Genomic DNA, 14,199 nt, shown 5'->3' on the forward strand with positions numbered 1-14,199 from the left:
TCGTCGGGGTGGGGTGAGGTCGGGGTGTAGTGGCTGGGGTGGCTAGTGGGAGTGGGTGTAGACGGTGCCGTCGGCGGCGACGTGCGAGTGGGCGTAGCCGTGGCCGTCCTCGGCGTCGAGGGCGGCGTCGATGCCGTCGTCGCCGTGGTCGAGCCGGTGCACGGCCTCGCGGACGCGGGTGTCGATCACGCTGCGCAGCACGGCCGGGCCGAACAGGTACTCGCCCTCGCCGGGCAGGTCGAGACCGGTGACCGGCGCGGGGGCGAGGGTCGCCGAGACCACCACCGGCCGTCGGCCACCGAGGGCGCGGACGCGCTCGAGCCCCTCGGGGAGATCGGGGTCGGGTTCGTCGCCACCGTGGAACGCCACCTCGACCAGCCCGGGCTGCCCGTACTGCCGCGCGAGCCGGGCGAGGCGGTACAGCTCGGCGTCGGCGAACGGGTCGATCGCGCGGCTCACCACGAGCGCCGAGCACACCGCCCCGTGCCGCCGGATCACCGCGCGCAACCGGGTGATGAGCATCGTCGCGTCGCCGAGCGGTGCGGCCAACGCCACGCTGCCCGGGGCGAGCCGCACGCGGTCGGTGCTGCCCCGGACGTCGCGTAACGTCCGGGAGCAGTCGGCGACCATCGCGGGCGCGCGGCCGAACGTCATGGGGACGACGACGACACCGGCACCCTCCCCCGCCGCATCCGGTCCCCCGGGCCTTCGCGCCTGCGCTTCCACCAGGTCGGCGAGATCGCGGCCCGGCCGAGCAGCGGGGATGCCCAGGTCCGGCATCTGCTCGGACTCCGGGCCCAACGCGAGGACGACCCGGGCGGTCGCCGGGTCGGTGTGCCCGTGGCCGTGCGCGTGAGCGTGCCCGTTCGCGTGGCCGCTCACGCGCTCTGCTCCACCGGCCCGATGGGGTCGTGCACGGTGACGAGCTTGGTCCCGTCGGGGAACGTGGCCTCGACCTGGATCATCGCCAGCCGCTCGACCACCCCGTCCATCACCTCGCCGGCGTCGAGCACCTGCCGGCCCAGGTGCATGCACTCGGCGACGGTGCGGCCGTCGCGGGCGTGCTCGACGATCTCCCACGAGATGAGCGCGGTGGCCTCGGGGACGTTGAGCAGCACCCCGCGCTCGAGCCTGCGGCGCGCGACCTCGGCCGCGGTGAACAGGGTGAGCTTGTCCAACTCGCGGGGGGTGAGCTTCATCCTGGGGTCCTCTCGTGCTCGGGCGGCGGCGCTACGTGCGCGTCGACGTTTCTGAACGCTAGCGACGTTGTGTGTCGGCAGTGTTACTTACCTCCGGTCCGGACCTTCCTCTCGCCACGCCCTCTCTGCGCGAGGCCCTGACCTGCGGTGCCCTGCGGGCGGCGTGCAGGGCACCGCAGGTCAGGGGGCCGGGGCCGATTGTTACGCCGTGTTACGACTGCCGCGTCGGCGGTGTTCCGGGCCCCTGCCGCTGCGATGATGAGCGCGTGCCCGAGACCACCACACCCCCCGTTTCCTCTGGTTCCTCTGGTTCCTCCGAGACCGTCGATCCCGCCGTGGGCGGATTCGATGCCGCGCGCGCAGAGGAACTGATGCCGGTCCTGACCGAACTCTCCGGGTCGCAGGCCTGGGCCCGCGCGGTGCTGGAGGGGCGGCCGTACCGTTCCCGCGACGCGCTGCACGCACGGGCCCGGCGAGTGCTCGCCGAGCAGAGCGACGCCGAGGTACTGGCCGCGGTCGACGCGCACCCGCCGATCGGCGCGGGCTCGGGCGGCGCGGGCGGCGGCGCAGACACGGGCGCGCCCCGGGAGGTCGGTCAGGCCTCGGCGCGGGAGCAGAGCGCAGCCGCCACCGCGGACGCCGAGCTCGCGCGCCGACTCGCCGAGGGGCAACGTCGGCACGCCGAGCACTTCGGCCACGCGTTCCTCGTGTGCGCGACCGGGTTGACCGCCCAGGACATCGTGGCCGAACTCGACCGGCGGATCGACCTCACCGCCGCGGAGGAACTCGCGACCACCCGCGAGAACCTGGCCGGCATCAACGCCCTGCGGCTGGAGCGACTGCTCGAGACCGGAACCCTCTGATGTCGCTGAGCACCCACGCCCTGGACACCGCCACCGGCACCCCGGCGGTCGGCCTGGGCTACCGGCTCACCGACTCCGCCGGCGCGGAACTGGCGTCCGGGGTCACCGACGCCGACGGCCGGGGCCCCGATCTGGCTCGGGTCGAGGTCGTGGCCGGGGTGTACCGACTGGCCTTCGACACCGGCGGCTACCACCGGGCCGCCGGAGTGCCCGGCTTCTACCCGGAGGCGGTGGTGTGCTTCGAGGTGACGGACCCGGCCGCGCACCACCACGTGCCGCTGATCCTGTCGCCGTTCGGGTACAGCACCTACCGCGGATCCTGAACCGCGGGCCTTCCCGACGCTCTGACCTGGGGTGCCCTGCACCGGCCCAGCAGGGCACCCCAGGTCAGCGCCGGTCAGCGTCCGATGCCCCGCCGGGCGCACTGCTCGCGCAACTCCGCGGCCAGGGTCTGCTCGTCGGCGGTGACGAGTTCGAAGTCCCGCACCACCACGCGGCCGCCCACCACCACGTGGCGGGGCCGGCGCCCGGGTGCGGCCCACAACAGTCCTCGGATCGGATCCGCGACGCCGGCGTCCGCGACCCCGCTGACGTCCCACACCACCAGATCCGCCCCCGACCCCGGCGTGAGCCGACCCAGTTCGGGGCGGCCCAGCCCGTCGGCGCCGCCGGCGGTGATCATCTCCAGCACCTCGAGCGCGTCCAGTGGCCGCCCGGCGAGCGGGGCGACCTGCATCGCCAGTCGCGCGTCGGCCAGGAGGTGTCCGGCGTCGTTGCTGCCACCGCCCGAGGTCCCGAGTCCCACTGTCACCCCGGCGTCGCGTAGTCGGGCCACCGGCGCCACGCCCCACCCCATCGGAAGATCGCAGGCCGGGGCATGGGTCGCGGTGACCCCGCTCCCGGCGATCGACGCGATCTCGGGGTCGGTGATGTCGCAGAGGTGGGCGAGGGTGACGTCGGGGGCGAGCCAACCCCACTCCTCCAGCAGGTCCAGGGGGCGACGTCCGTACAGTTCGGCGGCCCGGGCCACGTCGACCTGCTCATTGGCCTGGGTGCGCCGCCGCAGACCGAGCCGGCGCGCGACCTCCCCCATGGCGGCGAAGGTGGCGGGCCCGTCCGCGTGCACTCCCGACGGCCCCACGGCCAACTGGCGCATACCGTCGCCGGTGACCCCGCCGGTCGCGCCGGGCAGGTGCGCAGCGTGGATCGCCTCGACCGACGCCACTGCGGCATCCGGGTCGTCCCCGGCGGTGCCGCGAACGAAGGCCAGTCGCGATCCCAGCGCCTGCGCACCGGCGTACGCAGCACCGGCGATCTGCACGGGATCCGGGCCCGCCGGCCAGGTGAGGTGGTGATCGGCCACGGTCGTGACGCCGGACAGCAGTGACTCGGCCAGCGCCACGCGGGCGGACAGTTCGACCAGCTCATCGTCGACCCGCGCGGCGACGTAGGCCTCGCGCATCCGGGCCAGCCACACGGCCATCTCCACCCCGCGGGTCCCGGGCAGGGTGCGGAACGCGCTCTGCAGCAGGTGATGGTGGGCGTTGACCAGGCCCGGGGTGACGACGCCGCCGTCGGCGTCGAGGGTCTCGACCACGGCAGCGCCGTCGGGCGCGGCGGCAGCATCGTCCGGCGCGGCGGCGATCCGCCCGTCCACGCACTCCACCGTGGAGACGTCCGCCGACTCGAGCCCCGGCGACCAGACCGCCGAGGCACCGGTCACCCGCAACACCCGCGCGCTCACGCCCGGCCCGTCGCCGCGGGAGACCCGCCGTCGCGCGGCGCGAACGACCTCATCCACACCAGGTCCGGGGTCAGAGGGATGAGGTCCTGCCGGACTCCGGTGGCCCGCCGGACCGCGATCCCCACGGCCGCGGCGACCGGGCAGTACGGGGCCTCGGACATGGACTTGGCGCCCAGGACGCCCTCTGGCTCGACGGTGTCGGCGAAGAACACCTCGGTGCGCGGGACGTCGCCCATGCGGGGTGGGTGGTAGTGCCGCAGGGTCGCGTTGGTGACCGCGCCGGTCTCGTCGAGCATCACCTGCTCGTACAGCGCCGCCCCGAGGGCCTGGGCGACGCCGCCCTCCACCTGTCCCCGCAGTTGCTGCGGGTTGAGGACCCGCCCGGCGTCGACGGCGTGGACGCTGTGCAGGACCTTCACCGTCCCGGTGTCGGGGCACACGGCCACCCGCACGCCCTGCACGGTGAACGCGGCCTGCCGACCCAGCCCGTCGGCGCACCCCTCGGCGGACGCCGGCAGGTGGGCTCCGGCGCGGAGCAGCTCGGCGACCCGGGTCGCCGCGCGGTGCAGGGCGCGCCCACCGACCACGGTGCCGGCGGAGCCGAACGCACCCGTGTCGTGGGTGAGCAGGGCGGTGTCGGACGCGTGCAGGACCACCGAGTCGGACGGCACGCCCAGCGCCTCGGCGACGATCTGGGTGTGCACGGTCGCTGTGCCGTTGCCGAATTCGGCCGTGCCCACGTAGGCGTGCACGGTGCCGTCGGCGGTGATCTCGACGCGGGCCGAACCGTGGTGCCCCCCGGGCGGATTGGTGGCGATCATGCACAGCGCGATCCCGGTCCCCTCCGCCCACCCGGGCGGCGCGGTCTCCCCGCGACCGGAGGCCAGGGCACCTGCCACCAGGTCCAGGCAGTGGTCGAGTCCGTAGGAGGACAGGGCCAGCTCGTCGTCGTCGCCCGCGGAGCTCACCAACGCGTCACCCGGGCGCACCACGTTGCGCCGCCGCAGCTCCACGGGGTCCAGCCCGGCGGCGTCGGCGAGTTCGTCCAGCGCGCTCTCCAGGGCGAACCCCACCTCCCCCAGCCCGTACCCGCGGAAGGCCCCCGACGGCACGGTGGTCGTGTAGACGGCCTCGGCGGTCACCCGCTTGGCCGGGCAGCGGTACAGCTCCACGGACTCGGTGATGGAGTGGAACATCACGCCCGCGGAGTGGCCCCCGTAGGCGCCGGCGTCGGACAGCACGTCCAGCTCGAGAGCGGTGAGCCGGCCGTCGTCGTCGCAGGCCACGGTGACGGTGGTGCGGTACGGGTGGCGCACGGTGGCGGAGGTGAACTGCTCCGCGCGCGAGTACTCCCACACCACGTCGCGGCCGGTGCGCAGGGCCGCGAGCACGGCCAGGTCCTCGACGATCATCTCCTGCTTGGCGCCGAACCCGCCGCCCACCCGCGCGGCGTGGACGCGCAGCTCATCGCGGTCGAGGCCGAAGATCCACGCCAACTCGTCGCGCACGAGAAACGGCACCTGGGTGGAGGAGCGGATGTCGAGCGACCCGCCGACCCGGGGCCCGCCGTCGACGTGCCGCACGATCACCGCGTGGGTCTCCAGGTGCGTGTGCTGGACCCGCGAGGTGCTCCACGTGCCGGTCACCGTGTGCGCCGCGCGGGCGATCCCGGCGTCGACGTCGCCCACCTCGCCGAACCAGTCGGCCACCACGTTGCGCGCGGGGTCGGCGATCCGGGACTCCGGACCCTTGTCGCCGTGGATCGCTGGCGCTCCGGGGGCACGCGCGGCCTCGGGATCGAGGACCGACGGCAACACCTCGTAGCGCACCTCGATCAGCTGGCAGGCCCGCCGGGCGAGTGCCTCCGACTCGGCCACCACCGCCGCCACGCGCTGACCGTGGTAGCGCACGATCGGGTCGAGCACGCGGGTGTCGTCGGGATCGTCGGTACGCCGCTGGTGGCGGGCGGTGGAGAACAGGACGTCGGGGTCGTCGTGGTGGGTGAGCACGGCGACCACGCCGTCCATCGCGAGGGCGCGGGAGGCGTCGATCGACACGATGCGGGCGTGCGCGTGCGGGGAGCGGAGCACCGCGAGATGCGCGCAGCCCGTCAGGTCGGTGTCCAGGGTGAAGGGTTCGGCGCCGCGCACCACGCGCTCGGTGGCCGGGGCGGCGACCGGGCTCCCGATCCCCCCGGCGGCGCACGCATTCCGGGCGCCGTCGAGGGCGTCCTCGACCGCCCGGTAGCCCGTGCAACGGCACAGGTTGCCCTTCATGGCGGCGATCCTCGGCGCCGGCCCGCCGTCCCGGGCGCACGGCGCGTGCCCCAGCCCGGTGACCGTGGTGACCATCCCCGCCGTGCAGAACCCGCACTGGAACCCGGCGGCGCGGGCGAACGCGGCCGGCACCTCGTCGGGCACCCCGGCGGCGGTGCGGACGTCGGCGCCCTCGGCGCGGTGCGCGGGCAGCACACAGGAATGGGTGGGCACGCCGTCGACCAGCACGGAACACGCACCGCAGTCGCCGGTGTCGCAGCCCTTCTTCACCGCGTGCACCCCCGACTCGCGCAGCAGCGTCCGCAGGCACTGCCCGGGGCGCGGGTCGGTCTCCAGCGCGCGTCCGTCGACGGTGATCAGCATGGTGCCTCCCGGTAGATGGGGTGGGTGAGTTCGGCGACGACGGCGAGGGCCGCGATTCCCGCCACGTGACGCCGCCAGCCCGGGTCGCCCTGGGGGTCGTCGTGCCAGCGGGGCAGGTCGCGCACGGCGGCCTCGGCCTCGTCGGGCGTGGGGGGCCGGTCCCAGGTGAGCACCTCCGGGGCGGGCACGGCGGCGGTCACGACGAGCGTGCAACGGCCGCCGGGGTCCAGTCGCCCGGTGACCAGCGAGCCGGAGCGGCCGCTGGGCACCAGCGAGTGCCGCCGGACCGCGTAGCGCGCCCGGCTCGCCGCCGCGGGGATGACGAGCGCGCGCAGGATCTCGCCCGGGGCCAGGCAGGTGCGACCCGGACCCACCACCACCTCGGCGGCGGGGACGGTGCGGGTGCCGCCGTCGGGGGTCCAGATCTCGGTGGTCGCGTCGAGCGTGCAGGCCGCGGCCGTCCCGGCGCCGGCCGGCAGGGCTGCGCAGAGGTTGCCTCCCCAGGTGCCGCGGCCCCAGATCTTCCACGAGGCGAGCAGGCAGGAGAACGCGTCGTGGAGGAACGGGCGCAGGGGCGCGGTGAGCGGGTGGTCGAGCACGGTCCGCAGCGTGGCGGTAGCGGCGACCCGCAGTCCGCCGTCGGGCAGCGGTTCGACGTCGGGCCAGCGCAGGTCGAGCAGGTCCACGAGCGCGGTGAGCGGGGTGGTCTCCCCCGGCGGGGCCGCGGCGCCGGCCGGGTGCAGGTGCGCCTCCCCGTGCAGGGCGGTCCCGCCGGCCAGGGCCGTGGCGCCGGCGAGCAGGGCCGCGTGCGCCTCGCCCCGGCTGCGCGGTCGGTGGAGTGCGGTGACGCTGACCAGGTCCACCGCCCTCACCCCGCCCGGGCCAGCAGCCGCCGGCGGGCGGCCACCACGTCGCGGGCCACGGCGTCGGTGTCGACGGTGAGCACGCGCCCGTTTGCCACCACCCGGCGGCCCTGCACCCACACCCCGGCCATCGGCGGGCGGGACCCCAGGACGAGCGCGGCCACCGGGTCGTCGATCCCCGCGTGGGCCGGGGTGTCCAGGCGCCACAGTGCGACATCGGCCTGGTATCCGACGGCCAGCCGCCCGATCTCACCCTCCCGCCCGAGCGCGCGGGCACCGTCCACGGTGGCCATCCGCAGCGCCGTCCGCACGTCCATCGCCCGGGGCCCGCGGGTGGCGCGGGCGAGCAGGAGCGCGGTGTGCATCTCTTCCCACAGCACGCCCGACTCGTTGCTCGCCGAGCCGTCCACGCCCAGCCCCACCGGGATCCCCGCGGCGAGCATGTCCGGGACGCGGGCGATGCCGGCGCCCAGGCGGCCGTTGGAGACGGGGCAGTGCGCGGCCGCCATCCCGCCGGCGGCCATCGCGGCGATCGCCGGGTCGTCGAGGTGCACGGTGTGGGCGAACCATACGTCCGGGCCCACCCAGCCCACCGACTCCATGTACTCCATCGGCGTGCTGCCGAAGCGTTCGCGGCAGAATTCCTCTTCGTCGTCGGTCTCGGCCAGATGGGTGTGCAGGCGCACGCCCCGCTCGCGGGCGAGCTCGGCGCTGGTGCGCAGCAGGTCGCCGGTCACGGAGAACGGTGAGCACGGTGCCACGGCGATGCGGCACATCGAGTCGGGGCCCGCGTCGTGGAAGCGGTCGATCACGTCGGCGGTGCCGGCGAGGATCGCGTCGATGCCCTCGACCACCGAGTCCGGCGGCAGCCCGCCCGAGCTGCGGCCCAGATCCATCGACCCGCGGCTGGGGTGGAAGCGCAGCCCCACCGTCGCGGCCGCGTCGATCTCGGCGGCGAACACGTCCCCGGCGTCGGCGGGCACCACGTAGTGGTGGTCCGTGGTGGTGGTGCAGCCGCCGAGGGCCAGGTGCGCGAGCCCACCGAGGGCGGCGGTGCGGACGTCGTCGGCGTCGATGCCCGCCCACACCGGGTACGAGGCGGTGAGCCACTCGAAGAGCGTCGCGTCGGCCGCGAGCCCCCGGGTGAGCCACTGGTACAGGTGGTGATGGGTGTTGATCAGGCCCGGGGTGGCCAGACAACCCGTGCCGTCGACACGTTCCGCGCCGTCCGGAACGAGCGCCGGATCGCACGGCCCCTCCCCCACCGCGGTGATCCGGCCGCCTTCGAGCAGCACGTGGCCGGCGGTGTACTCGGCGCCGTTCCCGGCCCCGGCCCCGCCCATGGTCGCGACCGCGCAGTTCTCGATGAGCACCGCCGCGGCTCCGGAGGTCATGCCCGCACCAGGCCCGGCGTGAACGCCGGGGTGAACCCCCGCGCCCGGGCCGAGCGGATCATGCGCTCGGTGAGCTGGGCGTCGGCCTCGTCGGCGAGCGGGTGCAGGCTGCGCGCGCCCTCCGCGACAAGGCGTCCGCCCACGTAGACGTGGGTGAGATTGCGCAGCGAGCACGCCAGGACGTACGTGGCGACGGGGTCCCAGATCGGTCCGGTCGCAGGCCTGGTGGGGTCGACGACGACGAGGTCCGCGTGCTTTCCCACCTCCACGCTGCCCACCCGGTCGGACAGGCCGAGGGCTTCCGCGGCCCCCAGGGTGTGCATGTGCAGGACCTCGCGGGCGGCCAGCACCGCGGCGTCGGAGTGGACGGCGCGCTGGGTGTACAGGCCGATCCGCATGTTCTGGAACGGGTCGGACACGTCGGTGCAGGACTGGTCGTCCAGGCCCATCCCCACGCGGATGCCCGCGTCCCGGTACCGGGTGATGTCGGCGATGCCCGAGCCCAGCCGGCCGTTGGAGGTGGCCTGCCAGATCACGGCGGAGTCGGTCTCCGCGACCCGGCGGACCATGTGGTCGGTGGGGTGGACGAAGTGGCCGAACGCGAAGTCGGGGCCCAGGACCCCGGCGCGGTCGTACCAGTCGAACTTGGCCCGCTGTACCTCGAGGTGCTCGGCGGTCTCCACGAAGTGGGCCTGGTTGCCCACGCCGTGGGTGTGCATGGCGTGGCGCTCGCGCTCGGCCGTGGCCGGCGAGGACGACCACTGCACGGATCCGAACACCGACCCGCCCAGGTCCAGCTCGCGGGGAACGGTGCGCAGTCGGTGCTCGGTGACGTGGGCGAACGCGTCGAAGCACTCGGCCTCGGGGAGCTGCTCGTCGTCGAGGCGGGTGGAGGTGACGCAGCGGAGCCCGGAGTCGGCCTGGGCGTCGATCTGCCGGGTGAGGAAGTCGATGTCGTGGACCCGCTCGGCGACCAGGGTCGAGGAGGCGTGGTCGAACACCGCCACGACCCGGCTCTGGGTGAAGTTGTAGGCGCTGGTCACACCGTTGCGCAGGAAGTCCAGGCAGCCGGCGAGGGTGAACCAGTACAGATCCTCGGCCTCCGCCCCGACTATCATCTCGCCCAGCGTCGACACCCAGCCGTAGAGCGTGTCGTCGGGGGCGGTGCCGCGCATCCCGGCGGTGAACAGGTGGCTGTGCGCGGAGACGAACCCGGGGGCGAGGATGGCGCCGCCGAGGTCGTGGACTTCGCCCGGCAGGCCGAGCGGCGGGTCGCCGGGCCCGAGTCCGGCGATGATGCCGGCCTCGTCCACGTGGACCCAGCCGTGGAACCAGGCGGGCGCGGCCGGGTCCGCGGACACTGGCAGGACCAGCGCGTCGGTGAAGGTGATCATGGGTTCTCTCGTTCTCTCGTGTGTCAGCCCGGAAGTTCCTCGGCCCGCCACCGCTGCCCGTCCGTCACGAAGCGGCGCCGATGGGAGGGCTCGTCGCGTCCGGCGGCCCAGAAGGTCACGGACCCGGGCCGCAGTCGCATGCCCAGCCACGTCTCGGGCGGCTGCGCCGGCGACGGGCCGAACCGCTCCACCGCCGCGGCCCACACCCGGCGTCTGCCCGGCGGGGCGAGTTCCGCCGTCGCTTGGTCGTTGGTCCAGGCCAGGAGCTTGAGGTACTCGCTGCGGGAGTGATAGCTCGTCAGGTGCTCGTCCCGATCGGTCGGCTCGGCCACCCCGGTGACCGTGAGTTGCCGCGTCCGGTCGGCGGACACCACGACCAGCGTCGCGCGCGGGTCGGTGGCCAGGTCCAGGGCCTTCTGGGACCGCGAATCCGTGTGGAACGTGGGCCCGTCGGTGGTGGCCCCGGAGACCAGCAGGTGCCGACAGTGCGGGGTCCCGTCCGGGCCGACCGTCGCCAGGACCCCCAGCGGCGGATCCGCCGGGTCGATCGCCAACCACGCGACCATCGCCTCCAGTGGATCGTCGGTGGAGCCGGGCATGGTGACCACGGGCATCTCGACGGCGGTCACAGTGCACCTCCCGTCACGGTGGCCGCGGCGGTGACGGTGGCCGCGGCGGACACCCCGCGCGCCGGGTCGAACTCGGCGATCTCGGCCAGCGCCCCGGCCACGGCGTCCGCGTGATCGGCCACCAACCGCCGCCCGGTCTCGGGGTCGGCCCCGGTGGGGTCTCCGATCACCCCGGTGTCGGACAGGTCGTCGGCCAGCCAGCCGAACCTCACGGGGCCGGTGAACCCGATGTGCTGACACTCCGCGATCCCGGCCGGGACCCTCGCCTCGGCCGCCGACATGTCGACGAGCTCGGGGTGCAGGTGCAGCATCATTGACGTCTCCGCCCACCCGGCGTGGATTCCCATGCCCAGCTCGGTGGGACCCGGGACCGCACGCCCGGCGTAGAGGAAAGTGCGCAGCCCGAAGCGGCGGCGCAGTTCGCGCAGCGCCACCTCGAGCAGCGCCGAGTTGCCGCCGTGGCAGTTGACGAACAGCACCCGGGTGAACCCGCTGGCCCGCAGTGCCGAGCCGAGCTCGACCACCTCGCGCATCAGCGTCTCCCCGGAGATCCACAGCGCCCCGGTGAGGTTGGCGTGTTCGTCGCTCTTCGTATATCCCAGCGCCGGCATGAGCCAGGCGTCGACGCCCGCTTCCGCCGCGGCGGCCACCGCGTGGGCGGCCACGTGCTCGGCCACGAGGAGGTCGGTGGCCAGCGGCAGATGCGGACCGTGGGGTTCGATCGCCCCGGCCGGGATGACGGCGACGGGGTCACCGGATCCGACCCGGCCCGCCTCGACGGTCGTGAGTTCGGCGTAGCGCCGCTGCGGCCCGATCACGCCTCCCACCGCCCGGGGTTGAGCAGGCCGAACGGGTCGGTGCGGGCCGCCAGCGCGCGGACGGCCTCGGTGCCGTGGTCCACGCGGTACTGATGCGGCGAGTGCACGCGCACCCCCAGCTCCTCCAGCACCGGCACACCCGCGTACGCGGCCTCGGGCGAGGTGTAGTGACCGTTGAGCATCCCGAACATCCGCCCGTGTCCCGCCTCCAGGTGCAGGGTCCCGCCCGGGTAGACGGCCTCCACCTCGTCGAGGCGTTCCACCAGGGCGTCACCCTGGCACTCCATGTGGAACCAGGTGTCCGGCTCGGCCTTCTGCAGCCAGTGGGTGGGGTGGTTGTAGGACAGGGTCGAGACCTTGATCGTCTCGTTGACGCCCGTGCGGACCGCCTCGACCACTCCCCCCGCACCATCGATGATCGCCCGGACCTCGTCCACCGCGGCGGCGTCGACGATCGCCCGCAGGCTCGCCCGGCCGGCGGGGATGGCCTCGTCGGCGGGCAGGCACGAGGAGACGTGGGCGCCGTCCGCCGAGCACAGGCGCGGCGCGGGCTCGACGAGGTGGACCCGCCGTACCGCGGCGAACGCGTCGTGGTGGTCGTCGAAACTGGCGTACACGCACCGCCAGTCCTGCAGCGGTTCGATCCGCACCGTGGCGCGCACGATGATCCCGGCGACCCCGTAGGTGTGGACGAACGGCTGGGCGTCGGCACCCTCCAGGTGCACGATCTCGGCGTCCTCGTGGGCGAAGACCACGTCGAGCGCCTCGACGAACCCCTGGTGGTTGCGGCCGTGCACGATCGTGCCGGTGCCCGCCGACCCGCCGGCGAGGAACCCGCCGAGGGTCGACTGCACGGTGGACGGGTACATCCACAGCTGGCTGCCGTGGTGGGAGGCCAGCCGCTTCTCGAGGGTCAGCATGCGGACCCCGGCCTCGGCGGTGACCACGCCCGCCTCCGTGTCCACGTGGTCGACGCCTCGCAGCGCGGTCAGGTCCAGGACCAGCCCGCCGTGCAGCGGGACCACCTGGCCGTAGTTGCCGGTGCCCTTGCCCCGGGAGGTGATGGGCACCCGTCGGCGGACGGCCGCGCGGACCACGGCGGGCACCTGCTCCACGTCCGTCGGCCGGCACACCACCTCGGGCCGGCCGATCGGCCACTGCGCCCGCAGGATCGGGCTGAGGTAGGACCCGTCCACCGATGCCTTGTCCAGGGAGCGGTCGTCGGTGTGCACGGCATCGGGACCGAGCAGGTCGAGCAGGTCGTCGACCAGGCCGGCGACGTCTGCGGCCGAGTCTGTCGAGCCGGTGGGAGTGGCGGGTGCGGTGGAGGTCGCGGTCACGAGGGGCTCCGATCGGGTGCGGGGGCGGCGGGAACTGAAGGGGTGAACCGGGCAGAGGAGCCGGATCAGTTCATCCCGATGGCCGGGTCGATGAACTGGTTGGTGGCGACGGTCCCGGGCGAGACGTCCTCGGCGATCGCGACGTCGGCGGCCTCGTAGACACCCTTGACTTTGGCCACCATGTCGGCGAGGCGCTCGTCGTCGAAGTCACCGATCGTGGCGTTGGGTCCGTTGCCCACCAGTTCGCGCTCGAGCATGGCCTCGACGGCGAAGTCGGCCAGCTCAGCGCTGTAGACCCAGCCGGTGTTGAACTGCTCGACGGCGTCCACGATCACGGCGTTGGTGCGGGCCGGATCCTCGAAGTACTCGACCTCGGCCTGCTGCAGTACGGGCACCAGCTTCTCCAGGCACGCCGCGCTGTCCTCGAGCTCGGCGCTGCGCACGGCCATCATCGACTTGTAGATCGGGTAGCCCAGGTCGTGGAGCAGCTGGTACTTCACCGGCTTGCCCCATTCGGCGACCTCGTTCTCGTAGATGAACGGCTCGGCGCTGGCGAAGCCCTGCTGGGCGACCGCACCGCCGGAGGCGACGAAGTTCGAGGGCGAACCGTCGTAGCTGCCGTCGACCTGGGCGGGGTCGAGGATGCCCTCGCCGAGGAGGTAGTCCATGTAGGCGTTGCCCTCGAAGTACAGGACCCGCGTGTTCTCGTCCTTGAGGTCGCTGACGGTCTCGACGTCCGGGTAGGTCTCGGGGTCCCACATGATCATCTGCGGGTTGATGTCCAGCGGTGCGAAGACGCCGATGGTGGGGTTGTTCAGCGAGTTCTGGACCGCCTGGTCGGCGTCCACGTAGCCGAGCATGATGTCGGTGTCCTGGTACATCTGCGCCGTGACCTGCTGGAAGCCGATCGCGGGGCCGCCGGCCCGGACCTCCACGTCCACACCGGTGTACTCACCGGAGGCGAACAGCGGCCCGGAGACCGACTTGGCGCCGGCGTCGATGGTCGGCTCCGGTCCGAGGAGTTCGTAGAGGTGGCCGTGCTCGGCCTCGGGGTTCCAGTCCGTCTGGACCACGACCTTCTCGGGGCACACCTCGCTGAGGTCGACCGCGCCGATCTCGCCGGTGTACCCGGAGGAGGCCTCCGCGGACTCGGAGCCGCCGCAGGCGGTGAGCGTGACGGCGCCGAGCGTGCAGAGCGCGGCCACGGAGACGGCGGTACGGGGGGCGGTGGTGCGTCGCATGGGAACTCCTGGGTGTGGGTGACGGAACGACGAGATGGAAGCGAGTGCTGTATTGATGTGATCAATAAAGAAGAG

At 73.8% G+C, this 14,199-nt stretch carries 13 protein-coding genes; 2 read left to right on the forward strand and 11 right to left on the reverse strand.

Annotation, left to right across the window (positions count from 1 at the left end):
* Positions 1-42: 42 nt before the first annotated feature.
* Positions 43-882, reverse strand: a complete 840-nt coding sequence (locus AB5G72_RS14305; protein WP_440220185.1) for a hypothetical protein — start codon at positions 880-882, stop codon at positions 43-45.
* Entirely contained in the window at positions 879-1,199 is a 321-nt protein-coding gene (locus tag AB5G72_RS14310) for an urease subunit gamma (RefSeq protein WP_404850541.1), read from the reverse strand. The genes AB5G72_RS14305 and AB5G72_RS14310 overlap by 4 nt, the downstream gene beginning before the upstream one ends.
* Positions 1,200-1,534: 335 nt before the next feature.
* Between AB5G72_RS14310 and AB5G72_RS14315 the strand changes: the two genes are divergently transcribed.
* Positions 1,535-2,062, forward strand: coding sequence for a 2-oxo-4-hydroxy-4-carboxy-5-ureidoimidazoline decarboxylase (locus tag AB5G72_RS14315; protein WP_440220186.1), 528 nt, complete (start codon positions 1,535-1,537; stop codon positions 2,060-2,062).
* Positions 2,062-2,385: a hydroxyisourate hydrolase gene (gene uraH / locus AB5G72_RS14320; RefSeq protein WP_440220187.1), complete on the forward strand. Its 324-nt coding sequence runs from the start codon at positions 2,062-2,064 to the stop codon at positions 2,383-2,385. Before AB5G72_RS14315 ends, uraH begins: the two co-directional genes overlap by 1 nt.
* A gap of 74 nt (positions 2,386-2,459) precedes the next feature.
* Here the strand turns inward: uraH and AB5G72_RS14325 are convergent, their stop codons facing one another.
* From AB5G72_RS14325 to AB5G72_RS14365, 9 genes are all read right to left on the reverse strand, one after another.
* Entirely contained in the window at positions 2,460-3,806 is a 1,347-nt protein-coding gene (locus AB5G72_RS14325; RefSeq protein ID WP_440220188.1) for an amidohydrolase family protein, read from the reverse strand.
* Complete coding sequence (locus AB5G72_RS14330; RefSeq protein ID WP_440220189.1) at positions 3,803-6,445, reverse strand: molybdopterin-dependent oxidoreductase; 2,643 nt, start codon at positions 6,443-6,445, stop codon at positions 3,803-3,805. The genes AB5G72_RS14325 and AB5G72_RS14330 overlap by 4 nt, the downstream gene beginning before the upstream one ends.
* Entirely contained in the window at positions 6,439-7,308 is an 870-nt protein-coding gene (locus AB5G72_RS14335; RefSeq protein ID WP_067713669.1) for an FAD binding domain-containing protein, read from the reverse strand. Before AB5G72_RS14335 ends, AB5G72_RS14330 begins: the two co-directional genes overlap by 7 nt.
* Positions 7,309-7,313: 5 nt before the next feature.
* Positions 7,314-8,702, reverse strand: coding sequence for an 8-oxoguanine deaminase (locus AB5G72_RS14340; protein ID WP_440220190.1), 1,389 nt, complete (start codon positions 8,700-8,702; stop codon positions 7,314-7,316).
* On the reverse strand, positions 8,699-10,096 hold the full coding sequence (locus AB5G72_RS14345; protein WP_440220191.1) for an amidohydrolase family protein: 1,398 nt from the start codon (positions 10,094-10,096) through the stop codon (positions 8,699-8,701). The genes AB5G72_RS14340 and AB5G72_RS14345 overlap by 4 nt, the downstream gene beginning before the upstream one ends.
* A 23-nt stretch (positions 10,097-10,119) precedes the next feature.
* Positions 10,120-10,725: a pyridoxamine 5'-phosphate oxidase family protein gene (locus AB5G72_RS14350; RefSeq protein ID WP_440220192.1), complete on the reverse strand. Its 606-nt coding sequence runs from the start codon at positions 10,723-10,725 to the stop codon at positions 10,120-10,122.
* Entirely contained in the window at positions 10,722-11,552 is an 831-nt protein-coding gene (locus AB5G72_RS14355) for a creatininase family protein (protein ID WP_440220193.1), read from the reverse strand. The genes AB5G72_RS14350 and AB5G72_RS14355 overlap by 4 nt, the downstream gene beginning before the upstream one ends.
* A complete protein-coding gene (locus AB5G72_RS14360) occupies positions 11,540-12,883 on the reverse strand; it encodes an FAD-binding oxidoreductase (RefSeq protein ID WP_440220194.1) in 1,344 nt (447 codons plus the stop codon). Before AB5G72_RS14360 ends, AB5G72_RS14355 begins: the two co-directional genes overlap by 13 nt.
* Positions 12,884-12,948: 65 nt before the next feature.
* Positions 12,949-14,124, reverse strand: coding sequence for an ABC transporter substrate-binding protein (locus AB5G72_RS14365; RefSeq protein ID WP_440220195.1), 1,176 nt, complete (start codon positions 14,122-14,124; stop codon positions 12,949-12,951).
* Between the last annotated feature and the right edge of the window lie 75 nt (positions 14,125-14,199).

Source organism: Dietzia sp. MNB45, assembly GCF_051994785.1.
Taxonomy (GTDB): Bacteria; Actinomycetota; Actinomycetes; order Mycobacteriales; family Mycobacteriaceae; genus Dietzia; species Dietzia kunjamensis.

Coding starts and splice junctions, on each gene's coding strand:
- AB5G72_RS14310 (WP_404850541.1), bottom strand. CDS start 1,199: ATGAAGCTCACCCCCCGCGAGTTGGACAAGCTCACCCTGTTCACCGCG.
- uraH (WP_440220187.1), top strand. CDS start 2,062: ATGTCGCTGAGCACCCACGCCCTGGACACCGCCACCGGCACCCCGGCG.
- AB5G72_RS14330 (WP_440220189.1), bottom strand. CDS start 6,445: ATGCTGATCACCGTCGACGGACGCGCGCTGGAGACCGACCCGCGCCCC.
- AB5G72_RS14340 (WP_440220190.1), bottom strand. CDS start 8,702: ATGACCTCCGGAGCCGCGGCGGTGCTCATCGAGAACTGCGCGGTCGCG.
- AB5G72_RS14345 (WP_440220191.1), bottom strand. CDS start 10,096: ATGATCACCTTCACCGACGCGCTGGTCCTGCCAGTGTCCGCGGACCCG.
- AB5G72_RS14365 (WP_440220195.1), bottom strand. CDS start 14,124: ATGCGACGCACCACCGCCCCCCGTACCGCCGTCTCCGTGGCCGCGCTC.